At 65.9% G+C, this 21,996-nt stretch carries 22 protein-coding genes; 18 read left to right on the forward strand and 4 right to left on the reverse strand.

The window, feature by feature from the left end:
- The first annotated feature begins 19 nt into the window (after positions 1-19).
- The 3 genes from infC to rplT are packed head-to-tail and all read left to right on the forward strand — an operon-like array spanning position 20 to position 1,255.
- Positions 20-592 carry a translation initiation factor IF-3 gene (gene infC / locus ACX1NL_RS05755; RefSeq protein WP_239357276.1) on the forward strand — a complete coding sequence of 191 codons (573 nt, stop codon included), beginning with the start codon at positions 20-22 and terminating at the stop codon, positions 590-592.
- A 33-nt stretch (positions 593-625) separates the two neighbouring features.
- A complete protein-coding gene (rpmI, locus tag ACX1NL_RS05760) occupies positions 626-820 on the forward strand; it encodes a 50S ribosomal protein L35 (RefSeq protein WP_034999913.1) in 195 nt (64 codons plus the stop codon).
- 51 nt (positions 821-871) lie between these two features.
- A complete protein-coding gene (gene rplT / locus ACX1NL_RS05765) occupies positions 872-1,255 on the forward strand; it encodes a 50S ribosomal protein L20 (protein ID WP_070473163.1) in 384 nt (127 codons plus the stop codon).
- Positions 1,256-1,395: 140 nt separating this feature from the next.
- Here the strand turns inward: rplT and ACX1NL_RS05770 are convergent, their stop codons facing one another.
- From ACX1NL_RS05770 to ACX1NL_RS05785, 4 genes are all read right to left on the reverse strand, one after another.
- Positions 1,396-2,838 (reverse strand): hypothetical protein, encoded by a 1,443-nt coding sequence (locus tag ACX1NL_RS05770; protein ID WP_269511720.1) that lies wholly within the window; start codon positions 2,836-2,838, stop codon positions 1,396-1,398.
- A 162-nt stretch (positions 2,839-3,000) separates the two neighbouring features.
- Positions 3,001-3,693, reverse strand: a complete 693-nt coding sequence (locus ACX1NL_RS05775) for a response regulator (protein ID WP_269511718.1) — start codon at positions 3,691-3,693, stop codon at positions 3,001-3,003.
- Between the two features lie 10 nt (positions 3,694-3,703).
- The gene (locus ACX1NL_RS05780; RefSeq protein ID WP_269511716.1) at positions 3,704-3,871 is read right to left on the reverse strand and encodes a hypothetical protein; all 168 of its coding nucleotides are present in this window, start codon (positions 3,869-3,871) and stop codon (positions 3,704-3,706) included.
- A gap of 135 nt (positions 3,872-4,006) precedes the next feature.
- Positions 4,007-5,152 (reverse strand): histidine kinase, encoded by a 1,146-nt coding sequence (locus ACX1NL_RS05785; protein ID WP_269511714.1) that lies wholly within the window; start codon positions 5,150-5,152, stop codon positions 4,007-4,009.
- 37 nt (positions 5,153-5,189) lie between these two features.
- On the opposite strand from ACX1NL_RS05785, the gene ACX1NL_RS05790 reads away from it, so the two are divergent.
- The 15 genes from ACX1NL_RS05790 to ACX1NL_RS05860 all read left to right on the forward strand — a co-directional run bounded on the left by ACX1NL_RS05790 (position 5,190) and on the right by ACX1NL_RS05860 (position 21,995).
- Entirely contained in the window at positions 5,190-6,002 is an 813-nt protein-coding gene (locus ACX1NL_RS05790; protein WP_458898842.1) for a TrmH family RNA methyltransferase, read from the forward strand.
- Between the two features lie 134 nt (positions 6,003-6,136).
- Positions 6,137-7,207 (forward strand): phenylalanine--tRNA ligase subunit alpha, encoded by a 1,071-nt coding sequence (gene pheS, locus ACX1NL_RS05795; protein ID WP_448231378.1) that lies wholly within the window; start codon positions 6,137-6,139, stop codon positions 7,205-7,207.
- Between the two features lie 15 nt (positions 7,208-7,222).
- Complete coding sequence (gene pheT, locus ACX1NL_RS05800) at positions 7,223-9,730, forward strand: phenylalanine--tRNA ligase subunit beta (RefSeq protein ID WP_458898843.1); 2,508 nt, start codon at positions 7,223-7,225, stop codon at positions 9,728-9,730.
- Positions 9,731-9,784: 54 nt separating this feature from the next.
- Positions 9,785-10,840, forward strand: coding sequence for an N-acetyl-gamma-glutamyl-phosphate reductase (gene argC / locus ACX1NL_RS05805; RefSeq protein ID WP_458898844.1), 1,056 nt, complete (start codon positions 9,785-9,787; stop codon positions 10,838-10,840).
- Positions 10,841-10,889: 49 nt separating this feature from the next.
- A complete protein-coding gene (gene argJ, locus ACX1NL_RS05810; protein ID WP_458898845.1) occupies positions 10,890-12,050 on the forward strand; it encodes a bifunctional glutamate N-acetyltransferase/amino-acid acetyltransferase ArgJ in 1,161 nt (386 codons plus the stop codon).
- 12 nt (positions 12,051-12,062) lie between these two features.
- Positions 12,063-12,998 (forward strand): acetylglutamate kinase, encoded by a 936-nt coding sequence (argB, locus tag ACX1NL_RS05815; protein WP_274707643.1) that lies wholly within the window; start codon positions 12,063-12,065, stop codon positions 12,996-12,998.
- On the forward strand, positions 12,995-14,173 hold the full coding sequence (locus tag ACX1NL_RS05820) for an acetylornithine transaminase (protein WP_458898846.1): 1,179 nt from the start codon (positions 12,995-12,997) through the stop codon (positions 14,171-14,173). Before argB ends, ACX1NL_RS05820 begins: the two co-directional genes overlap by 4 nt.
- A gap of 4 nt (positions 14,174-14,177) precedes the next feature.
- Positions 14,178-15,119 (forward strand): ornithine carbamoyltransferase, encoded by a 942-nt coding sequence (gene argF, locus ACX1NL_RS05825; protein WP_458898847.1) that lies wholly within the window; start codon positions 14,178-14,180, stop codon positions 15,117-15,119.
- Complete coding sequence (locus ACX1NL_RS05830; protein ID WP_181888364.1) at positions 15,116-15,613, forward strand: arginine repressor; 498 nt, start codon at positions 15,116-15,118, stop codon at positions 15,611-15,613. Before argF ends, ACX1NL_RS05830 begins: the two co-directional genes overlap by 4 nt.
- Positions 15,614-15,693: 80 nt before the next feature.
- Complete coding sequence (locus ACX1NL_RS05835) at positions 15,694-16,908, forward strand: argininosuccinate synthase (protein WP_269952391.1); 1,215 nt, start codon at positions 15,694-15,696, stop codon at positions 16,906-16,908.
- Between the two features lie 2 nt (positions 16,909-16,910).
- Positions 16,911-18,347, forward strand: coding sequence for an argininosuccinate lyase (gene argH / locus ACX1NL_RS05840; RefSeq protein WP_269952392.1), 1,437 nt, complete (start codon positions 16,911-16,913; stop codon positions 18,345-18,347).
- 49 nt (positions 18,348-18,396) lie between these two features.
- Complete coding sequence (locus ACX1NL_RS05845; RefSeq protein WP_269952393.1) at positions 18,397-19,593, forward strand: hypothetical protein; 1,197 nt, start codon at positions 18,397-18,399, stop codon at positions 19,591-19,593.
- Positions 19,590-21,182 (forward strand): vWA domain-containing protein, encoded by a 1,593-nt coding sequence (locus tag ACX1NL_RS05850; protein ID WP_458898848.1) that lies wholly within the window; start codon positions 19,590-19,592, stop codon positions 21,180-21,182. The genes ACX1NL_RS05845 and ACX1NL_RS05850 overlap by 4 nt, the downstream gene beginning before the upstream one ends.
- Positions 21,169-21,819 (forward strand): hypothetical protein, encoded by a 651-nt coding sequence (locus ACX1NL_RS05855; RefSeq protein WP_269952395.1) that lies wholly within the window; start codon positions 21,169-21,171, stop codon positions 21,817-21,819. The genes ACX1NL_RS05850 and ACX1NL_RS05855 overlap by 14 nt, the downstream gene beginning before the upstream one ends.
- The gene (locus ACX1NL_RS05860) at positions 21,816-21,995 is read left to right on the forward strand and encodes a Trm112 family protein (protein ID WP_181888369.1); all 180 of its coding nucleotides are present in this window, start codon (positions 21,816-21,818) and stop codon (positions 21,993-21,995) included. The genes ACX1NL_RS05855 and ACX1NL_RS05860 overlap by 4 nt, the downstream gene beginning before the upstream one ends.
- The last annotated feature ends 1 nt before the right edge of the window (position 21,996 follow it).

A 21,996-nucleotide genomic window follows, 5' to 3' on the forward strand; every position in this document is an offset into this window, starting at 1 on the left:
TCGCGTGGGATGAGCCTGATTGCGGTTCAAGTGCGGCACGCATTGTTTCTTTACGTCTCTAGGAGTTCTCATCAGCGCTGAAGCTCGGATCAATGAACGAATCCGCGTCCCTGAAGTTCGCCTCGTCGGCCCGTCCGGCGAGCAGGTGGGCATCGTCCGCACGGACGACGCCCGCAAGCTGGCGTACGAGGCGGACCTCGACCTGGTTGAGGTAGCCCCGAAGGCCAAGCCGCCCGTGGCCAAGATCATGGACTACGGCAAGTTCAAGTACGAGCAGGATCAGAAGGCCCGCGAGGCCCGCAAGAACCAGCAGCAGACCGTGGTCAAGGAACAGAAGTTCCGCCCCAAGATTGATGAGCACGACTACCAGACCAAGAAGGGCAATGTTGAGCGCTTCCTGGAGAAGGGCAACAAGGTCAAGGTCACCATCATGTTCCGCGGCCGCGAGCAGGCCCGCCCCGAGCTGGGGTACCGCCTGCTGGAGCGTCTGGCTGAGGACATCGGGGAGCTCGGCGTTGTCGAGTCCCGTCCGAAGCAGGACGGCCGAAACATGACGATGGTCTTCGGACCGGCTCGCAAGGGCAAAAAGTAGTTCCAACAATCGACACTCTGAAGGGCTTTCACCATGAAGCAGAAGACCCACAAGGGCACCGCAAAGCGCATCAAGGTCAACGGCAAGGGCAAGCTGCGCCGCGAGCAGGCTGGTAAGCGCCACCTGAACGAGAAGCTCTCGTCGAAGCGCCGCCGCAAGCTGTCCGGCTCCACCGACGTCGCGAAGGCTGACGTCAAGCGCGCAAAGCGCCTCCTCGGCATGTCCTAAGCACTGCCCGATCAATCAACCGATACGAGAAAAGAAAAGGAAGTTTGACTCATGGCACGTGTGAAGCGTTCAGTCAATGCTAAGAAGAAGCGCCGCGCAATCCTCAAGTCCGCGAAGGGCTACCGCGGCCAGCGCTCCCGCCTGTACCGCAAGGCGAAGGAGCAGTGGCTGCACTCCCAGACCTACGCATACCGCGACCGCCGCAAGCGCAAGGGTGAGTTCCGCAAGCTGTGGATCCAGCGCATCAACGCCGCTGCCCGCATGAACGACATCACCTACAACCGCCTCATCCACGGCCTGAAGCTGGCCGAGGTCGAGGTCGACCGCAAGATCCTGGCCGAGCTGGCTGTCAGCGACTTCGCTGCCTTCTCCGCTCTGTGCGAGGTTGCGAAGAACGCTCTGCCGGAGGATGTCAACGCTCCGAAGGCTGCGTAAAGCACTTTCGCTTAACGACGAAGCTTCCGCCCATCCCCGCATTGATCGGGGAAGTGGCGGGAGCTTTTTCGTGTGCGACACGCAAATGGGAGCGCGCCCACCGCTGGGGTGGGCGCGCGAATCGCTGTGGTGGGGCTGTTTTAGAAGATGCCCTCGTTCTCGCGGCCGAAGTCGTCGAGCGTGACGTCGCGGGAGTCGACGTCCTGATCGTTGTACTCAGAGTCGTCGCCGTCCAGACGGCCAGTCTGGGAAACAGTGATGTAGTTGGTCAGACGGCCTTCCTTGGTGTTGCCGTCGCCGAAGGAGAAGGAGACAAGGTCAGCTTCCTCACCCGGGTTGATCGGGTTGGACAGGGTGACCTCGAAGATGCGAGCCTGCTCGTCCTCGTCCCAGCCCAGGTCGCGGGCGTAGCCGCCCTCGCGGGTGGTGGTGGTGATCAGGCGGTCAACGTTTTCCGGGCCGTCCTCGGTGCGGACTGCGACGCGGAAGGTCACTGCCGGGAACTCGCCCCAGTAGCGCTCGTTGCCGACGTTCTTCACGCGCAGAGCGGTGGAGCCGGCGAAGCCCTTCGCCTTCGCGGAGGACACGGTGAAGTACGGCTCGAGGTCCAGGTCGTGGTCGGCCTTCTCGTCGCCCTTGTTGGACTCGTCGGTGGACTCTTTCTTTTTGTCGGACGCGGCATCGACCTCGATGGCGCCCTCGGCCTTGTCGGACTCTTCCTTGGCCGCCTTTTCGTTCTCGGCTGCGAGGTTGACGTCCTTGTTGCTGACGTCGGCGGTTTTGTTATCGTCGACCTTTTCCACGTCGTCGATGTTGTCGCCCTTGTTCAGGGCGTCAACGTCCTGGTCGTACTCAGCGTTCGGCTCGTCCTTGACCTCGGTGGTCTGTGCGCCCTTGTTCGGCGCCCAGGAATCGGCCGGGGTGTCGAAGTTCTTCACGCGGACCTCGTTCTTCACCGGCATGTTTGCGACCCACGCGGTCGGGGTTGCCCAGGTGCCGTTCGGGCGGCAGCGCTGCTGGGTGCCAGTCATGGTGACGGTGCGGAAGCCGTAGGTGGCCTCACCGGTGTTGCCTGCCGGCACATCGTATGGGCCGACGGTCTGGCCGACGTTCCAGGACAGCTCAGCGGAGACGTCCCAGCCGAGCGCCTTCGCCACGGAGTAGCCGATGTTGCCCTCGATGCCGTCCTTGGAGCCGGAACCGCCCAGGTTCAGCGTCTCAGTCTTGGAGCCGTTGACGGAAGCGGAGACAGTCTGGGTGCGGGAGAGGTCCTGCTGCAGCGGGATTGCCTCGTCGGACAGGTTCGTGGTGGAGATGGTGCCCACCGGCAGGAAGTTGTCCTTCACCTTGTACACGACGGTGCGGTAGTCCTCGGTGGAGTTGCACACCGGGCGCGGGTTGAGCACGTTGGCCTTCAAGTGGTCGGAGCCGCGGTAGGTGTGGACGATCGGGAGTTTGTCGTTGTTCGCCGGGGTCTCGGGAGCGGACTCCTCGAGGGTGGTCGCGTTCGCGGGAGCGATGGCAGCGCCGGCCATCAGAGTACCGAGAAGCGCGGTAGTGATGCGTCGGGTCTTACGGGTCATACGTTGTCCTTTCCTGTGAAGCTACCGCCAGCGTCGCTAGCAGTCGGGGTGATTGCTTACAGGGGTCAACGTAAGGATGTTGCAGTCGAGTGACAAGGAAAATTTGGTGTCTCGGCACCTTCGTGCCCGATACCGATACTTTCGTTCAGAACCGGGGAGAGGCTAGCGCGTCTGTGGTCCTCGACCGTTGAGGACGGTAACCACGAGGTCGAGGCGGGAAGAGACTCCGTAGGCCGAAAGCAGCTTCGAGACCATCTTCTTCACGGTGGACTCGGAGTAGTTCAGGTGCTTCGCGATGTCGGCGTTGCTCAGGCCGTCGCAAAGCAGCTCAAGCACTTTCTGCTCGGTATCGGAAACGCCCGCAGGCACGTTGACCGTTGCCTTTGAGGGCTCGGGAGCTTGCGGTGCTTGTACCTCCCGCTGGGAGAGGTGGGGGAGCAGCTTGTTCATAGCGGCAGGTGAGATCACGGTGCCGCCTGCGACCGCCTGCCGCACCGAAAGGATGATTTCCTCGCGCGGTTGGCTCTTCAGAATGTAGCCGCGGCCGCCGTGGTCGAGGATGTCGAGCATCGCGGTGTCGTTATCCAGCGAGCTAATCGCCAAAAAGGCCGGGGCGGCACCGCGCGCGGCGAGGTTGCGCAGCAGCTCTGCGCCGCCCATGTGCTGCATGTAGACATCGGAGAGCACCACATCCACGTCTAGTTCGGGGATGCGCTCGAGCGCTTCGGATCCGTCCGAAGCAGTTTCGACGACGGTGATGCCCTCGGCGCTGTCGAGGTAGCTTTTCAGCACCTCGCGGACCAGCGGATCATCGTCGACGAGGAAAACCCGGATTGGGTGATCAGGGGTTGTCATCTCGGTGCAATTAGCACCACAGACGGCCGAGCATGCCGCCGCACTCGAAGGTGTCGCCGATGGCGCCAGCTGCGTAGGGAGTTGCCACGGTCTGTGCGTCTGCAGGTGCTGCAGGGGCGACGGCGATGAGGCCGGTTGCAACCAGGGCGGAGGCGGCGAGGCGAGCAAACTTGCGCATTTGCTTGTCCTTTCGTGAACTAAAGCTGTAAATCGCTACATCGAATTATGGGTGCATACGGTAACAATGTGCAATTAATTCGGGCGCTTAGGGGACAAGTTGGTACGAAAGTATCCTTCATGCCGACGTGGCAATCTACTTTCGTTCCTTCGGCACAGTGAGGTGGTAGCGGAACGCCTCGCCGTGATAGCCCGCATCGAGAGTGGCACCGTCTTCTGCCAACAGTGATGCGACCTCCCCCAAGCCGACGCCGGTGCTCATCTCAACTTTCTGCTCTTGCGGGGCGCCGAAGTTCTGCACCAAGATCTGCACGTCGTGGTCGTCTTCGACCGCGGCCACGATCACTGGTCGATGCTTATCTGCGTACTTGATCACGTTAGTCTGGATCTCACGGAACGCGCTTGGAGCGTGGCGCAAGGCAATCGAGTTCAGACCCTCGCCGTGCATGCCGCTTTCCGTGACCGTGTAGCCGTGGCTGCGCAAGGTGTCCGAAAAGGTCCGCAAGCAGTCATCCAATGTGGGTGTGCTCATGGCGTTGTTCTCGCTGAACTCCGCGGGATCGTCGGAACGCATAAACCGGATGAGCTGACGGACTTCCTGCATGGACCGTCGAGCGTCCTCGGCGATGAGTTTCGCCGCCTTTGCTGTTTGGTCGTCACCTGACATCGCCAAGGCCTCACTTCGGAGCACAACCGAGGTCAGCGACGACGCAACGGATCCGTGCAAGGCCTTTACGGTTCGATCTCTTTCGCGTTCCAGCTCCGCCTTTAGCCGATCTGCTTGGCGTTCTCGAGTGATGAGGAACGCGCGCAGAATCCAGCCAACTGCCCACGCGACAAGGAGCAGCACGAACAAAAAGATTGCCGTTTCAAAGGAAATGGGGAAATAGACCCCGGAGGGAAAGTCTGTCTGTGCGAGATACCAGAGATAGGCCAGCAACGGCAGGCTATAGCGCGCAGATATACGCAGCCCCACAACAGTGGCGATCGCGAACATGCCGATGATGATGATCGCGCTGCGGTACTCCGGTGCAACGTTGGAAAATTGCAGCAGGAAGCCGTATCCCAACCCGGCGGTGACCGGGGCGAAAAACGCGGCGACGATGAGAAATACCGCGTAGAGCGCCACCGCGAACCGGGACCACTCGACGGCAATGGGAGCCCCGCGCAGTGCCAGCAGCCCAAGAGCGAAAAGAAGAGCTGCGAGCGCAAAGCCAATGCGCCAACGGCGCGCCGCCGATGAAAGAAGGCGGGCGCGCACGAGCTCCGAAAACGTAGGCACGGCCAACAGCGTAGTGCCTGCAACGTAGTCTGGAGCTATGCCATTGGATTTCCAGCAGCCGTTTACAGAGCGCACTCCGCGTGTGGTTAATGCGGGGAAGTTGAAGAGAGCGCAAGCTCGTCGTAAAGCAAAGGCTTTTTTGGCGGAAGGCGAGAACGCTGTGGAAGCCGCCGTGGCAACGGGTGCGGCGACGGACCTCTTTGTTACCGAGGCCGCAGCCGAGCGCTTCGAGGAGATCGTGCGGGCGGCGGGCTACATGGACGTCTACACGCACCCGATCACGGACAAGGCGGCGGATTCGCTCGCGGACGCGGTGACGTCCACAGGCATTTTCGCGGTGTGTCGCCCTGTGCTGTGGACTGTGCCGAAGATTCTTAAGGGCCGTCCGAAGCTGGTGGCGGTGTGCGTGGAGACCAACGACCCCGGCAACGCCGGCACGATCATCCGCATCGCGGACGCTGTGGGCGCGGACGCGGTGATTTTTGCTGGTGACACTGTCGACCCAGAGTCGCCGAAGGTAGTGCGCTCGACAGCTGGTTCGCTGTTTCACATCCCCGTGGCGCGCGACCGCGACGTGCGCCGCGTCATCGGGCAGCTTGAAGACGCCGGGCTGTCCACCTTCGCCACCACCATGAACGGGGAGGTGAACCTGGCGCAGCCGGGGGAGACGCTCGCGCAGCCGACCGCTTGGCTGTTCGGCAACGAGGCGCATGGGCTTGACGACGACATCCTGTCGGCCGCCGACCACCGCGTTTCCATCCCGATCCAGGGCAGTGCGGAGTCGTTGAACTTGGCCACAGCGGCGAGTATCTGCCTGTGGGAGTCGTCGAAGGCGCTTGCGGAGGACTAGCTTTACCGGCCGGGTTTGCAGCGCCCGCCCTCGCGCGGTCGCTGTGTCGAGCGATGGGTAAAGTGGTGGACGCTTTTGAACCGACACCGCTGCGGTCTGTATAAACAGCGCAGCGTACTTGTGGAAAGGTGCGGGTGAACACAAGCGTGGCCGACAACGCAAACCCAACTCCCGAAATTGAACTGACCGAGGACGCCCTGAACAAGGCGGCGGACGAGGCGATCGCTGCTTTTGAGGCGGCCGAGGACCTCGCTGCGCTGGAGGAGGCACACCGTGCGCACCTGGGGGAGAAGGCCCCGATCCCGCAGGCCCGCCGCGCGCTCGGAACGCTGCCGAAGGATCAGCGCAAGGATGCCGGTCGGTTCGTCAACATGGCCCGCGGCCGCGCAGAAAAGGCCTACGCCCAGCTGCGCGTGCAGCGCGAAGCGGAGCACCGCGAGAAGCAGCTGCGCGAGGAGAAGGTGGACGTCACCCTGCCCACCTCCCGCAGGCAGGCTGGTGCGATGCACCCGATCACCACGCTGTCCGAGCACATTGCGGACATCTTCATCGGCATGGGCTGGGAGGTCGCGGAAGGCCCGGAGGTGGAGGCGGAGTACTTCAACTTCGACGCGCTGAACTTCATCCCGGACCACCCGGCCCGCACGCTGCAGGACACCTTCTACATCGGCGAAGAGGGCTCCAAGCAGGTCATGCGCACCCACACTTCGCCGGTGCAAGTGCGCACGATGCTCGAGCGCGACGTGCCCATTTACATCGCGTGCCCGGGCCGTGTGTTCCGCACCGACGAGCTGGACGCCACCCACACCCCGGTGTTCCACCAGGTGGAGGGCTTGGCCGTGGACAAGGGCCTGACCATGGCGCACCTGCGCGGCACCCTCGACCACCTGGCCAAGGTGCTGTTCGGCCCGGAGACGAAGACCCGCATGCGCACCAACTACTTCCCGTTCACCGAGCCGTCCGCTGAGGTGGACGTGTGGTTCCCCAACAAGAAGGGCGGCGCGGGCTGGATCGAGTGGGGCGGCTGCGGCATGGTCAACCCGAACGTGCTGCGTGCCGTAGGCATCGACCCGGAGGTCTACTCCGGCTTCGCGTTTGGCATGGGCCTGGAGCGCACCTTGCAGTTCCGCAACGGTCTGTCGGACATGCGCGACATGGTCGAAGGCGACGTCCGTTTCACCATCCCGTTCGGCGTGCAGGCATAAAGGAGACTCTCGATAATGCTCATTTCCAAACACTGGATCGTCCGCCTGCTGCAGAACGCAGGTAACAAGGATTTCAACCCCACCGATGAGGAGCTCGACGCGGGCTTCGTGCGCGTCGGTTTCGAAACCGAGGGCTACGCGCCGCTTCCGGAGGTCACCGGCCCGCTGGTCATCGGCCGTGTGGATGAGATCGAGGAGCTCACCGGTTTTAAGAAGCCCATCCGCTACTGCCAGGTGGACGTGGGCCAGGCCAACGGCACCGGCGAGCCGCAGGGCATCATTTGCGGCGCCCGCAACTTCCAGCAGGGCGACCTGGTCGTCGTCTCGCTGCCGGGCGCGGTGCTGCCGGGCGGGTTCGAAATCTCCGCGCGCGAGACCTACGACCACATCTCCGCAGGCATGATGGCCTCCGCGGCCGAGCTCGGGCTCACCGCGAAAAGCGAGGGCATCATTACGCTTCACAACGGCTCCGCCACCCCCGGCCAGGACGCGCGCGAGATTCTGGGCTCGGACGACACCGTCTTCGATGTCAACGTCACCCCGGACCGCGGCTACGCCCTGTCCGCCCGCGGCCTGACCCGAGAGATCGCCTCCGCCTTCGACCTGGAGTTCTCCGACGTGGCGCAGGATCCGGCAATCGCTGGCATCGACATTGCTGGCGTGCCGGCTCCGTCTGGCGAGACCATCGCGGTTTCCGTGGAGGAGTCCACCAAGGCTAAGCGATTCGGCGTGCGCACCGTCGAAGGCATCGACCCGAACGCGACCGCGCCGTTTTGGATGCAGCGCGAGCTCATGCTCGCCGGCGTGCGCTCGGTCAACGCCGCAACCGACGTGACCAACTACGTCATGCTGCTGACCGGCCAGCCGATGCACGCCTTCGACGCCGACAAGATCGCCGGCGGCCTGCGCGTGCACAACGCTGCTGAAGGCGAGAAATTTGAAACGCTCGACCACGTCGAGCGCACGTTGACCGCAGAAGATGTGGTGATCAGCGACGACAACGGCATTCAGTCGCTGGCCGGCGTCATGGGCGGCACCACCTCCGAGATCTCGGACGAGACGGTCAACGTCCACTTCGAGGCCGCGACCTGGGACCCGCTGACCGTGGCGCGTACCGCGCGCCGGCTCAAGCTGAGCTCGGAAGCCTCGCGACGCTTCGAGCGGGGCGTGGACCCGCAGCTCGTGGAAAACGCCCTCGACATCGCGTGCGCGCTGCTGGTGGAGATCGCCGGTGGCACGATTCACGCGGGCAGAACGCTGGTCGGTGACGTCGAGAAGCGTGATGCGATTGCGATGCGCGCGACGCGCCCGGCTGAGCTGATCGGTGTGGATTACGCACGCGAGGCCGTGGTGCGCCGCCTGCAGGAGGTCGGCTGCGAGGTCGCTGGCGACGGCGAGGAGCTTGAAGTCACCCCGCCGACTTGGCGCACAGACATCACGGTGCCGGTGGAGCTGGTCGAGGAGGTCGTGCGCCTGGAGGGCTTGGACGACATCCCGTCGATCCTGCCCACGCCCCGTGGCGGCCGCGGTTTGAGCCCGCTGCAGCGCCGCCGCCGTGCGGTGACCCACGCGCTGGCCTACTCCGGCTACGCGGAGATCATCCCCACGCCGTTTATCGCCAACGACACGTTCGACACCTGGGGCCTTAGCGCGGACGATCCGCGACGCAACACCGTCAAGGTGCAGAACCCGCTGGATGCGGACTACGGCGTCCTGGGCACCACGCTGTTGCCGCCGATGCTGGAGGCGGCGGGCCGCAATGTCGCCCGCGGCCGCGGTGATGTGGCCATCTACTCCGTGGCGCAGACCTCGGAAAAGCGCGCGGACGTCTCGCCGCTGCCGGATGTGTCTGAGCGCCCGGCGGACGAGGTCGTCGCAGAACTTATCGAGTCGCTGCCAAAGCAGCACCTCCACGCCGCGACGGTCGCGCTGGGCAACACGGAGCTGGAAGGCCCGTGGGGCAAGGGCCGCGCTTACGAGTGGTCGGACGCCATCGAGGCCGCCCAGCTCGTCGCCCGCGTCTGCGGCGTTGACCTGGATGTTGAGGCTGCCGAGTACCTGCCGTGGCACCCGGGCCGCTGCGCGGCGCTCAAGGTGGACGGCGAGGTCGTCGGCCACGCTGGCGAGCTGCACCCGCAAATCCTGGAGAAGCTGAACCTCCCGGTGCGCATCTGCGCGATGGAGATCGATCTGACCGCCATCCCGCTGGCAGAGCGTCTGCCCGCGCCGCGACTGTCCGCGTTCCCGCTGCTTAACCAGGACATCGCCCTGGTCGTGGACGAGGCTGTGGCGGCCGAGGACGTGCGCCGCGCTGTCCAGGAGGGCGCGGGCGAGCTCGTTGAGGCGGTGACGCTTTTCGACGTCTACCGGTCCGACAACCTCGGCGACGGCAAGAAGTCGCTCGCGTTTGGCCTGGCGTTCCGCGCCCCGGACCGCACGCTGACCGAGGAAGAAGCCTCCGAAGCGCGCCTGAAGGCGGCCGAGCTGGCCAAGGAGCGTTTCGGCGCAGAAATGCGCGGCTAAATATATTTGCGTGAATAACTTCCACGCGACTGCATAACTGTTACACTTGCGGCCATGTCAGAAGGCAAGGTTGTCAAAGTAGCGGTCGCGGGGGCCACGGGCTATGCGGGCGGTGAAATTCTCCGCCTGCTGCTGGGCCACCCGGCGTATCTCGCGGGCGAGCTGGAGATTGGCGCGCTCACCGGCGCGTCCAACGCCGGCCAGCGTGTCGGCGAGCTCATGCCGCATCTGCCGGAGCTGGCCGACCGGGTCATCGAAGAGACCACTGTCGAGGTGCTCTCCGGCCACGACGTGGTCTTTTTGGGGCTGCCGCACGGCCACTCCGCGGCCATCGGTGCCGCACTTGGCGAGGGCGTGACCGTCATCGACTGCGCCGCCGACTTCCGCCTGCGCGATGCCGAAGCGTGGCGCGCCTACTACGGCTCGGAGCACGCGGGAGCGTGGCCCTACGGGCTGCCGGAGTTACCGGGGCACCGGGAGGACGTCGCAAAGGCAACGCGCATCGCTGTTCCCGGGTGCTTTCCCACGGGTGCCACGCTCGCCGCATGGCCGGCGGTGCAGGCGGGCCTGGTCGAGCTGGATCTGACGGTGGTGGCCATTACCGGCGTGTCCGGGGCCGGCAAGAAGCCCAAGGTGGACATGCTCGGCGCGGAAACGATGGGCTCGCTGAAGGCATACAGCGTCGCCGGCGCGCACAGGCACACGCCGGAGATTGCGCAAAACCTCGAGGAGGTCGCGGACGGCCAGGTCACCGTGAGCTTTACGCCAGTGCTCGCGCCGCTGCCGCGCGGCATCCTCACCACCGTTACCGCGCCACTGGCACAGGGCGCCGACGCGGAGGCGGTGCGCGCGGCCTACGAAAAGGCCTACGCCGAGGAGCCGTTCGTGCACCTGCTGCCTGCCGGCCAGCAGCCGCAGACGCAGCACGTGGTGGGCTCCAACATGTGCCACGTCCAAGTCGAGGTTGACCAGGCGGCCGGCAAGGTCGTGGCCACCAGCGCCATCGACAACCTGACCAAGGGCACCGGGGGAGCGGCAGTGCAGTGCATGAACCTTGCGCTCGGGTTCGAGGAGGGGGCGGGTCTGTCGCGAGCCGCGGTGGCTCCGTAACCGCCGTCGAGACACCCCCACCTCTTTTTCTGAAAGGATCCCCTCCACCATGGGCACTCTTGGAGTCACCGCACCGCAAGGCTTCTCCGCCGCCGCTACAAGCGCGGGCTTGAAGGCATCCGGCAACCCGGATATGGCCGTCGTCGTCAACGAGGGTCCCGAATTCGCCGCGGCCGCGGTTTTCACGCGCAACAAGGTCTTCGCCGCGCCCGTGAAGGTCAGCCGCGCTGCGGTAGCAGCCGGCGAACTGAAGGCTGTGGTCTTCAACTCCGGCAACGCCAACGCCTGCACCGGCGAGCAGGGGCTGCAGGACGCGCAAACTATGCAGCGGCTTACGGCCGAAGGTGTGGGCGCAGAGCCCGCCCAGGTGGCCGTCTGCTCCACCGGCATCATCGGCGATCTGCTGCCGATGGAGAAGGTGGAAGGCGGCATCGCAGCCGTCGCCAATCAGCTCGGCGACCACGGCGCGGACGCCGCCGAAGCCATCCGCACTACCGACACCGTCGCCAAAGAAGTGTTGGTCAAGGGCGACGGCTGGACTCTCGGTGGCATGGGCAAAGGTGCCGGCATGATGGCGCCGTCGCTGGCGACGATGCTGGTGTGCCTGACCACCGACGCGAAGGTGGAGGCCCAGGCGCTGCAGACCGCGCTCGAGCGCGCCACGGCAACCACCTTCAACACCCTGGACATCGACGGTTCCACCTCCACCAACGACACCGTCATCGCGATGGCTAGCGGCGCGAGTGGGGTATCCCCGGACCAGGACGAGCTGGATGCCGCGGTGTACGAGGCGTGCGCGCAGCTGGCGGCGATGATGCAGTCCGACGCCGAGGGCGTGACCAAGCGCGTGAGCATCACCGTCGAAGGCGCCGCGGACGACGAGCAAGCACTCAACGCTGCGCGCACCATCGGCCGCGACAGTCTGGTCAAGACCGCGATGTTCGGCTCCGACCCGAACTGGGGCCGCGTGCTCGCCGCCGTGGGCATGGCGGATGCGGACATGGACGCGGACAACATCTCGGTGACCTTCAACGGCCACACCGTCTGCGAATACTCCGGTGCAGTGCCCGGCGCGCGCGAGGTGGATCTGAGCGGGGCGGACATCGCTGTGGTGGTGGACCTGGGCACCGGCGGCGAGGGCCGCGCGACGGTGCGCACGACTGACCTGTCTCACGCCTACGTTGAGATCAACTCGGCCTACAGCAGCTAGGAGGTGGGAGAGATGATGCCGAATCTGACCAACGAGCAGCGCGCCACCGTGCTGGCGGAGGCGCTGCCGTGGCTGCAGCATTACCGCGACAAGATCGTGGTGGTCAAGTACGGCGGCAACGCCATGATCGACGAGGAATTGAAGGCCGCCTTCGCCGCCGACATGGTGTTTTTGCGCACCGTGGGCGCGAAGCCCGTGGTGGTGCACGGCGGAGGGCCGCAGATCACCCAGATGCTCGGCCGCTTGGGGCTGGACGGCGGGGAGTTCATCGGCGGGTTCCGCGTGACCACCCCGGAGATCCTGGACGTGGTGCGAATGGTGCTCTTTGGCCAGGTGGGCCGGGACCTGCTGGGCAAGATCAACTCCCACGGGCCCTACGCGGTGGGCACCTCGGGCGAGGACGCCGGGCTGTTTACCGCTAAGCAGCGCGAGGTGGTCGTTGACGGTGAGCCGCAGGACATCGGCCTGGTGGGCACGATCACGGACGTGACCCCGGAGGCAGTGATGGACATCATCGAGGCCGGCCGGATCCCGGTGGTCTCCGGCATCGCACCGGGGGAGCACGGCGAGGTGTACAACATCAACGCCGACGAGGCCGCGGGTGCGCTCGCCGCTGCGATCGGCGCCGAGCGCCTCGTGGTGCTCACCAACGTCGAAGGGCTCTACACGGATTGGCCGAACAAGGACTCGCTGCTGTCCAAGATCGAGGCGGGCGAGCTGGCCAAGATGCTGCCCGGCTTGGACACCGGCATGATCCCGAAGATGGAGGCCTGCCTCACCGCAGTCCAGGGCGGGGTGAAGGCAGCGCACGTGATCGACGGCCGCGTGGCACACTCCGTGCTGCTGGAGCTTTTGACCATGGGAGGCGTTGGCACCATGGTGCTGCCGGACGACTACGACCGCGCGCACTACCCGGACGGAACGATCTTTAGAAAGGACGACGCATGAGCGAGTTTTCTTCGCGCTGGACTTCCGCGCTTCTAGATACCTACCCCGCGCCACCGGTGGAGCTTGTCTCCGGCGAGGGCTCCACGGTCACCGACGCGGACGGCAACACCTACATTGACATGCTCGCCGGCATCGCCGTCAACGCGCTCGGCCACGCGCACCCGGCCATAGTGGACGCGGTCAGCGCGCAGGTGGCGCGCCTGGGGCACGTGTCCAACCTCTTCGGCTCCGAGCCGGTAGTGGAGGTGGCCGAAGCACTTCGCGCCCGGGTCGGCGACGACACCGCGCGGGTGTTTTTCTGCAACTCCGGCGCCGAGGCCAACGAGGCCGCATTCAAGCTCGCACGCCTGACCGGCCGCCGCCGCATCCTCGCAGCTGAGCGCGGCTTCCATGGCCGCACCATGGGCTCGCTCGCGCTGACGGGCCAGCCGGACAAGCGCGCACCGTTCGAACCCATGCCGGCTGGCGTCGAGTTCTTCCCCTACGGCGACATCGAGGCATTCGGGGCCCTGGTGCAGCAGGACCCGGGCAACACCGCCGCGATCATCCTGGAGCCCATCCAGGGCGAAACGGGAGTCATCCCCGCGCCGGAGGGCTTCATCAAAGCGGTGCGGGAACTTTGCGATGCCCACGGGATCCTCTTCATCACCGACGAGGTCCAAACCGGCGTCGGCCGCACCGGCGATTTCTTCGCTTTCCAGCACGAAGGCGTCCTGCCGGACGTGATCACCATGGCCAAAGGATTGGGCGGGGGACTGCCCATCGGCGCGACCATCGCCCGCGGCAAGGCGGCCGAGCTGTTTACCCCGGGCTCGCACGGCACGACCTTCGGCGGCAACCCTGTCGCCTGCGCCGCCGCGGGGGCCGTGCTTGGGGCCATCGACGAGGACTTCCTCGCCGAGGTGCGCCGCAAGGGGCAGCTGCTTATCGACGCAGCTTCGCAGATCCCCGGTGTCGCCGAGGTCCGTGGGCGGGGTCTGATGCTCGGGGTGGTGCTGGATGAGGCGGTGGCGAAGCTCGTCGTCAAGCATGGGCTTGAAGAAGGCCTGATTGTGAACGCACCGGGCGACGACGTCATCCGCCTGACACCGCCGCTGGTGATCACCGATGATGAGATTGAAGAAGCGATGAAGCGCCTCGCCGGCGCGATTGAAGCAGCGAAAGAACGGAGCTAAACCGATGGTCAGACACTTCCTGGCAGACGACGACCTCACACCGAAAGAGCAGGCCGAGGTGCTCGCGCTCGCCGCGGAGCTGAAGCGCGAGCCCTTCTCGCGCCGGCCGCTCGAGGGGCCGCAATCGGTCGCCGTGCTGTTCGACAAAACCTCCACCCGCACCCGCTACTCCTTCGACGCCGGCATCGCGCAGCTCGGCGGGCACGCGATTGTCACCGAAAGCGGCAACTCGCAGATGGGCACGAAGGAGAACTACCAGGACACCGGCGCGGTGCTGTCGCGGTTTGTGGAGGCGATTGTGTGGCGCACCTACTCCCACGACAACCTGCGGGAGATGGCGGAGACGGCCACCGTCCCGATCGTCAACGCGCTGTCCGACGACCTGCACCCGTGCCAGATTCTCGCGGACCTGCAGACGGTGGTGGAGAACTTCTGCCCGGATGAGGGCCCGGCTGGGCTGAAGGGGCTCAAGGCCGTTTACCTGGGCGACGGCGACAACAACATGGCCAACTCCTACCTCATCGGGTTCGCCACCGCCGGCGTGGACATCACCGTCATCGCTCCGGACGGCTTCCAGCCGCGCGAGGAGTTCGTCGCACGCGCACGGCGCCGCGGCGAGGAAACCGGGGCGAAAGTCGCCGTGACCTCGGATATCGCGGCTGCGGAGGGCGCGAACGTGGTCATCACGGACACGTGGGTGTCCATGGGCATGGAGGAAGACGGCAAGGACCGCCGCACGCCGTTTTTGCCGTACCAGGTGGATGCTGCCCTGATGTCGCGCGCGGCGGAGGATGCAATATTCTTGCATTGCCTTCCCGCGTACCGCGGGAGCGAAGTCGCCGCGGACGTCATCGACGGGCCGCAATCGCGCGTCTTTGATGAAGCGGAAAACCGCCTGCACGCCCAAAAGGCGCTGCTGGCCTGGCTTTTGGAGCACCAAGTATGACCCAACCTGTATCCCGCACTGCGCGGCAGGCGAGAATCCTCGAGCTGCTCGAATCAACCCGCGTGTCCTCCCAGGTGCAGCTGTCCGAGCTGCTGTTGGACGAGGGCATCGACATCACCCAAGCCACCCTCTCGCGCGACCTCGACGAGCTCGGCGCGAAGAAGGTGCGCCCGCGCGCAGGCGGGCGCGCCTACTACACCGTGGGCGGCGAGGCAGATTCGCTCGAAGCGGCGCACTCCGGCCCGCGCGAGAAGCTGCGCCGCATGATCGAGGAGCTGGTGGTCTCCGTGGACTACTCCGGGCAGCTGGCCGTGGTGCGCACGCCGCCCGGGGCGGCCCAGTACTTGGCCAGCTACATCGACCGCGTGGGTCTGGACCAAGTGGTCGGTTCCATCGCCGGCGACGACACGGTGTTCGTGCTCGCCCGCGAACCGATCAGCGGCAAGGAGCTGGCGCAGCAGCTGTTCGGGCTGAAGGAAAACGTCGGCGAATAGACATCGCTGCGCCGATCGCATAATTTTACATACACTGAATAATTCTGAATCGTCCTGGAATTCGAAGGAGATCTTTCACCATGACTAACCGCGTTGTGCTCGCGTACTCGGGCGGCCTTGACACCTCTGTCGCCATCCCTTACCTCGCCGAAATGACCGGCGGCGAGGTCATCGCCGTCTCCCTGGACCTCGGGCAGGGCGGCGAGGACATGGAGTCCGTGCGTCAGCGCGCGCTGGACTGCGGCGCTGTGGAGTCCATTGTGGTGGACGCCAAGGACGAGTTCGCCGAGGAGTACTGCCTGCCCACCATCAAGGCCAACGGCATGTACCAGGGCGAGTACCCGCTGGTCTCCGCCATTTCCCGCCCGCTGATTGTCAAGCACCTGGTGGAAGCTGGCCACAAGTTCGGCGGCACCCACGTCGCCCACGGCTGCACCGGCAAGGGCAACGACCAGGTCCGCTTCGAGGTCGGCTTCCTCAACCAGGACCCGGACCTGGAGATCATCGCCCCGGCACGCGACTACGCGTGGACCCGCGACAAGGCCATCGAGTACGCCGAGGGCAAGGACCTGCCCATCGAGCAGTCTGCGGCATCGCCGTTTTCCATCGACCAGAACGTCTGGGGCCGCGCGGTTGAGACCGGCTTTTTGGAGGACCTGTGGAACCCGCCGACAAAGGACCTCTACGCCTACACCGAGGACCCGGCACTGGGCAACGCCCCGGACGAGGTGATCATCTCCTTCGAGGCCGGTAAGCCGGTGGCTATCGACGGCCGCAAGGTCACCGTCCTCGAGGCCATCGAGGAGATGAACCGCCGCGCCGGCGCCCAGGGCATCGGTCGCCTGGACATGGTGGAGGACCGCCTGGTGGGCATCAAGTCCCGCGAGGTCTACGAGGCTCCGGGCGCAGTGGCCCTGATCACCGCGCACAAGGCGCTTGAGGACGTCACCGTCGAGCGCGAGCTGGCCCGCTACAAGCGCGTCATCGACGCCCGCTGGTCCGAGGAGGTCTACGACGGTCTCTGGTTCGGCCCGCTGAAGCGCTCCCTGGACGCGTTCATCGAGTCCACCCAGGAGCACGTCACCGGCGATATCCGCATGGTGCTGCACGCCGGCACCGCCACCGTCAACGGCCGCCGCTCCAACCACTCCCTGTACGACTTCAACCTGGCCACCTACGACACCGGCGACAGCTTCGACCAGACCCTGGCCAAGGGCTTTGTGCGCCTGCACGGCCTGTCCTCCCAGATCGCCAACAAGCGCGATAGGGCGGCTGCCGCCTCCCAGGAGAAGTAGGGATGGAACAGCACAAGACCAACGAGGGCGCGCTGTGGGGCGGCCGCTTCTCCGGCGGCCCTTCGGAGGCGATGTTCGCCCTGTCCGTCTCCACGCACTTCGACTGGGTGCTCGCGCCTTACGACGTGCTCGCCTCCAAGGCGCACGCGAAGGTGCTCAACAGGGCGGGTTTGCTTAGCGACGAAGACCTCACGGTGATGCTCGACGGCCTCGACAAGCTCGGCCGCGATGTCGCCGACGGCTCGTTCGGCCCGCTGCCCACCGATGAGGACGTGCACGGCGCGATGGAGCGCGGCCTGATCGACCGCGTCGGCCCCGAGGTTGGCGGCCGCCTGCGCGCGGGCCGGTCCCGCAACGACCAGGTCGCGGCGATGTTCCGCATGTGGCTGCGCGACGCACTCCGCGGCGTGGCCCAGGACGTCTCTGACCTGATCGACGCGATTGTCCAGCAGGCCGAGGCCCACCCGGACGCGATCATGCCGGGCAAGACCCACTTCCAGGCCGCGCAGCCGATCCTGCTCGCGCACTCTCTTCTGGCGCACGCCCAGTCGCTGCTGCGCGACCTGGAGCGCATCCAGGACGCGGACAAGCGCCTGGCCGTTTCGCCGTACGGCTCCGGTGCGCTGGCGGGCTCCTCGCTGCACCTGGACCCGGAGGCGATCGCCGATGAGCTCGGGTTCGAATCCGCCACGGACAACTCGCTCGACGGCACCGCCTCGCGCGATTTCGCCGCCGAGTCGGCGTACGTGCTGGCGCAGATCGCCATCGATGTCTCCCGCTTCGCCGAAGAAATCATCGCCTGGTCTACGCCGGAGTTCGGCTACGTCACGCTGCACGACGCGTGGTCCACGGGCTCGTCGATCATGCCGCAGAAGAAGAACCCGGACGTGCCGGAGCTCGCCCGCGGCAAGGCTGGACGCTTGATTGGCAACCTCACCGGGCTTCTGGCCACGCTGAAGGCCATGCCGCTGGCGTACAACCGTGACCTTCAGGAGGACAAGGAGCCCCTGGTGGACTCGGTGACCCAGCTGTCGATTCTCCTGCCGGCGTTCACCGGCCTGGTGTCCACGCTTTCGTTCCACGAGGACCGCATGCGCGAGCTCGCCCCGGCAGGCTTCACGCTGGCGACGGATCTGGCTGAGTGGATGGTGCGCCAGGGGGTGCCGTTCCGCGAGGCCCACGAGGCGTCCGGTGCCTGTGTGCGCATCGCGGAATCCCGCGGCGTGGATTTGGTCGACCTTACGGACGAGGAACTGCAAAACGTCGATAAGCGCTTGCTCCCTGAGGTCCGCGAAGTGCTCACCGTCGACGGCGCGGTGGCCTCCCGCGACACCCGCGGCGGCACCGCCCGCCCGCGCGTGGAGGAGCAGCGCGAGCGCGTGCGCGAAGCGAACAAGGCAGCGCGCGAGTGGGCGACAACGCCGGTGCGCGCGCAGTAGTTCGCCGATTGCGGCGCGCATGTCGGCCCGGCCATTTAGCATGTGAGCTATGAGTGTGCCGAGCAGCCATGACGCCAAGCCCCGGGGACGGAAAGTCTCCGTGGTGCTTGGCGTCATTTTAGTTGGGGTGGTTATTGCCGCCGTCGCGCTGGGACGGGGGCTGCTGCCCTTCGGCGGCGGTGACGGCGACGGCGGAGGCGGGGGAGCGGCCGGCGGTTCCGGCGGGTCCGGCGGCAAGCTGACGCAGCTGCACGGCGTGATCGGCTCCGAAAAGCGGGCCTACTTCGAAGACCCCGACGTGGTGGCTCGGCTGGAGGAGCTGGGGTACAGCGTCAGCGTCACCACCGCCGGCTCGCGCCAGATCGCCACCACCACGGATATTGCGGAGCAGGACTTCGTCTTCCCGTCGTCGGCGCCCGCGACACAGAAGGTGCGCGAGCAGGGCAGCGGCTACTCCGTGGACTTCCCGTTCTTCACGCCGATGGCGGTGGCGAGCTGGAAGCCGATCGCCGACCTGCTCGTGGCGGAAGGGGTGGTCAGCGAGCAAAACGGCGCGTACACCCTGGACGTGAACAAATACATGGACCTGGCCCGCTCCGGCAAACGTTGGCGTGATCTGGGCGAGGCGTACCCGTCGCCACGCAATGTGCAGATCCGCTCCACGGACATCCGCACCTCCAACTCCGCGGCGATGTACCTGTCGCTGCTGGCGTGGGAGGTGGCCGAGCGCGACCCGGAGCGCGGAGGCGACGTCGGGTACCTTATCGACGAGATCGCCCCGTTTTTCACCGCGCAAGGCTACAGCGAGGCGTCCTCGTCCGGCCCGTTCACGGACTACCTGAGCCAGGGCATCGGCGCGGCGCCCATGGTGATGGTCTACGAGGCGCAGTTCTTGGGCGAGCAGATGCGGCCGAACTCGCGCATCCGGGACGACATGGTGCTGCTGCACTTGAGCCCCACCGTGCTCGCGAACCACGGCATCGTCGGTGTCTCGGAGGGCGGCAAGGAGCTCGGTCGCCTGCTGTCGAACGACCCGCAGCTGCAGCAGCTCGCCGCGCGCCACGGGTTCCGCCCCGCGAACTCCGGCAGCTTGGCGCAGGAACTCGAGGACCGCGGTCTCGAAGCGCCTTCCGACTACGTCAATTCCATCGACCCGCCCTCCTACGACAGGCTCGAGCAGCTCATCGACGGAGTGGGGCAACGCTACGCCGGAGCGCCCGCGCCGGTGAAGGAGGACGACCAGTGAAACGCCTTTACGCGGCCATCGCCGCCTTGATGTCGCTCATGCTCGCCTCGTGCGTCTCGCTCGACGGCGGCACTTCCGGTTCCTCGGGTTCCGGTTCTGGCTCCGGTTCCGGCAAGCCGGCGGACCTGACCATCGTCGCCGCCACCGAGCTGAAGGATCTCGAGGGGCTGGTCGACCAGGCCGCCAAGGACCTCGGCTTCTCCATCGACATGCAATTTCCCGGCGGCACCCTGGACAACTCGCAGACGCTCAAGCGCGGCGACTTCGACGGAAAAGTGGACGCCACCTGGTTCGCCACCAACCGCTACGTCAACCTCATCGGAGCCACCGACAAACTCGACGGCGAGACGAAGATCGCCACCAGCCCCATAGCGTTCGGCGTCTGGGAGGACAGCGCCAAGCGCCTCGGCTGGGACGCCAAGCAGCCCACGTGGGCGGAGTTCGCCGCAGCCGCGGAGGCCGGGGAGTTCAGCTTCGGCATGACCAACCCGCAGGCGTCCAACTCCGGGTTCTCCGCGCTCGTCGCCGTTGCCACCGCGCTGGCGGACACCGGCGACGCCATCGCGCCGGCGGACTTGGAGCGCGTGGGCCCGCGCCTCGAGCAGCTGTTCCAGGCCCAAACCATGGTCTCCGGGTCCTCCGGGTGGTTGGCCGAGGCGTTCGCCGACGATCCGGAGCGCGCGGACGCGATCGTCAACTACGAGTCCACGCTGCACCAGATGCGCCAGCAGGGCCAGCCCATCGAGGTCGTGGTCCCGGCCGACGGCGTGATCTCCGCGGATTACCCCCTGTCCGCGCTTTCGCAGCCGGCGAATGCGGACGCGCGGGAGCGCGTCGAGAAGCTTGCGAATTGGCTCCTGGAGCACCAGCCCGACATCGCCGACACCTTCCGCAGGCCGGTGACGCAGGTGGACAACCTGCCCGCGGAGATCGCGGACCAGCAGGTCATCGAGCTGCCGTTCCCCGCGAACGAAGGCGTGGTGAACGAGCTCCTGTACGCCTACGACAACTCCTACCGCCAGCCCGGCACCACCACGTTTGTGCTGGACACCTCGGGTTCGATGGAGGGCCAACGCATCGCGTCGCTGAAAGACATCATGCATTCGCTTATCGACGGCTCCGCTTCCACCCTCACCGGCGACGTCTCCCTGCGCGACCGGGAGAACGTCACGCTGCAGTCCTTCGACAGCAGGCCGAACGACCCCGTGACGGCGCGGTTCTCCCACGAGGACCCGGCGGCGGCCGCGGAGCTGACCAACTACGTGGATGGGCTCAGTGCCAGCGGCTCCACGGCGATGTACCAGACGCTGCTTGAAGCACTGCGCGAGACGGATCCGGCCGGCGGGATTCCGTCGATAGTCCTGCTCAGCGACGGCCAAGACACCGTCGGGCCCCGCTTTTCCAAGTTCAAGGAGGAGTACGAGCAGCTGCCGGCCGCACAGCGGTCCGTGCCGGTGTTTGTGATCCTCTACGGCGACGCCAGTGAGTCGGAAATGCGCGAGCTGGCGGAGCTGACCGGCGGCGAAGTGTTCGACGCGCTCGGCGGCGACCTCGCAGCGGCGTTTAAGGAGATCCGTGGCTTCCAATAATGCTTCAGGCAACGCGTTCGCCCGCTACTTCGCGTCGCCGAAAAACCAGGTCGGGTTGGTGCTAGCCATCCTGGTGGTCGTGCTGCACCTGGTGGTGGGTATCGGCGTCTACTGGCCGGTGGCGGCGCTGGCGGCCTACGGGGCGGGCGCGGCGCTGACCCCCGCGCGCACACCCAAGGAGCTGCCGCCCGCGCCGGCGGAGCCCACCCCGGTGGTGCTGGAGCGGTCGCTGCAGGAGACCTCCAGGCGTCTCGGCGGCGCCCGCCCGCCGCGGCAGGTGATGGCCCAGGCGCGTGCGCTCGAAGACACTGTCCGGTTCGTGCTCTCGGAATGGGAGCATTTGGAACTGACCCCGGAGCACCGCCAAACGATATGGAATGTGGTGAAGGTGTACTACCCGGAGGTCGTCGATACGTATCTCGATGCCCCGCAGTACCGCGACGCCTCCGCGGTGCGGGTGGTTGTGGACTCGCTGACCACGCTCACGCGCGCGGCAGGACGGGTGCGGCAGGGCATATTGGACGACAACTTGAGGGCGATGGACTCACAGGCGCAGTTTTTGAGGGAGGAGCTCGGGGAGTTGCCCGGACTCGACGACAGCTACCGCGGCGGCGACGGGTACGATCCGAAACCATGAGTCTGGATCCGAAGCTTCTCAGCGTCCTCGCGTGCCCCAAGGACAAGGGCCCGCTGGAGTACAACCAGGAAAAGCAGCTCCTGGTCAACGAACGCCTCGGAATTGCCTATCGCATCGACGACGGCATCCCGGTTTTGCTTATCGACGAAGCAGAGCCCTACACCCCCGCGAACTAGA

Source organism: Corynebacterium sp. CQ3829_602738 (assembly GCF_054478435.1).

Coding starts and splice junctions, on each gene's coding strand:
- rpmI (WP_034999913.1), top strand. CDS start 626: ATGAAGCAGAAGACCCACAAGGGCACCGCAAAGCGCATCAAGGTCAAC.
- rplT (WP_070473163.1), top strand. CDS start 872: ATGGCACGTGTGAAGCGTTCAGTCAATGCTAAGAAGAAGCGCCGCGCA.
- ACX1NL_RS05770 (WP_269511720.1), bottom strand. CDS start 2,838: ATGACCCGTAAGACCCGACGCATCACTACCGCGCTTCTCGGTACTCTG.
- ACX1NL_RS05775 (WP_269511718.1), bottom strand. CDS start 3,693: ATGACAACCCCTGATCACCCAATCCGGGTTTTCCTCGTCGACGATGAT.
- ACX1NL_RS05780 (WP_269511716.1), bottom strand. CDS start 3,871: ATGCGCAAGTTTGCTCGCCTCGCCGCCTCCGCCCTGGTTGCAACCGGC.
- ACX1NL_RS05790 (WP_458898842.1), top strand. CDS start 5,190: ATGCCATTGGATTTCCAGCAGCCGTTTACAGAGCGCACTCCGCGTGTG.
- pheT (WP_458898843.1), top strand. CDS start 7,223: ATGCTCATTTCCAAACACTGGATCGTCCGCCTGCTGCAGAACGCAGGT.
- argC (WP_458898844.1), top strand. CDS start 9,785: ATGTCAGAAGGCAAGGTTGTCAAAGTAGCGGTCGCGGGGGCCACGGGC.
- argJ (WP_458898845.1), top strand. CDS start 10,890: ATGGGCACTCTTGGAGTCACCGCACCGCAAGGCTTCTCCGCCGCCGCT.
- argB (WP_274707643.1), top strand. CDS start 12,063: ATGATGCCGAATCTGACCAACGAGCAGCGCGCCACCGTGCTGGCGGAG.
- ACX1NL_RS05820 (WP_458898846.1), top strand. CDS start 12,995: ATGAGCGAGTTTTCTTCGCGCTGGACTTCCGCGCTTCTAGATACCTAC.
- argF (WP_458898847.1), top strand. CDS start 14,178: ATGGTCAGACACTTCCTGGCAGACGACGACCTCACACCGAAAGAGCAG.
- ACX1NL_RS05830 (WP_181888364.1), top strand. CDS start 15,116: ATGACCCAACCTGTATCCCGCACTGCGCGGCAGGCGAGAATCCTCGAG.
- ACX1NL_RS05835 (WP_269952391.1), top strand. CDS start 15,694: ATGACTAACCGCGTTGTGCTCGCGTACTCGGGCGGCCTTGACACCTCT.
- argH (WP_269952392.1), top strand. CDS start 16,911: ATGGAACAGCACAAGACCAACGAGGGCGCGCTGTGGGGCGGCCGCTTC.
- ACX1NL_RS05845 (WP_269952393.1), top strand. CDS start 18,397: ATGAGTGTGCCGAGCAGCCATGACGCCAAGCCCCGGGGACGGAAAGTC.
- ACX1NL_RS05860 (WP_181888369.1), top strand. CDS start 21,816: ATGAGTCTGGATCCGAAGCTTCTCAGCGTCCTCGCGTGCCCCAAGGAC.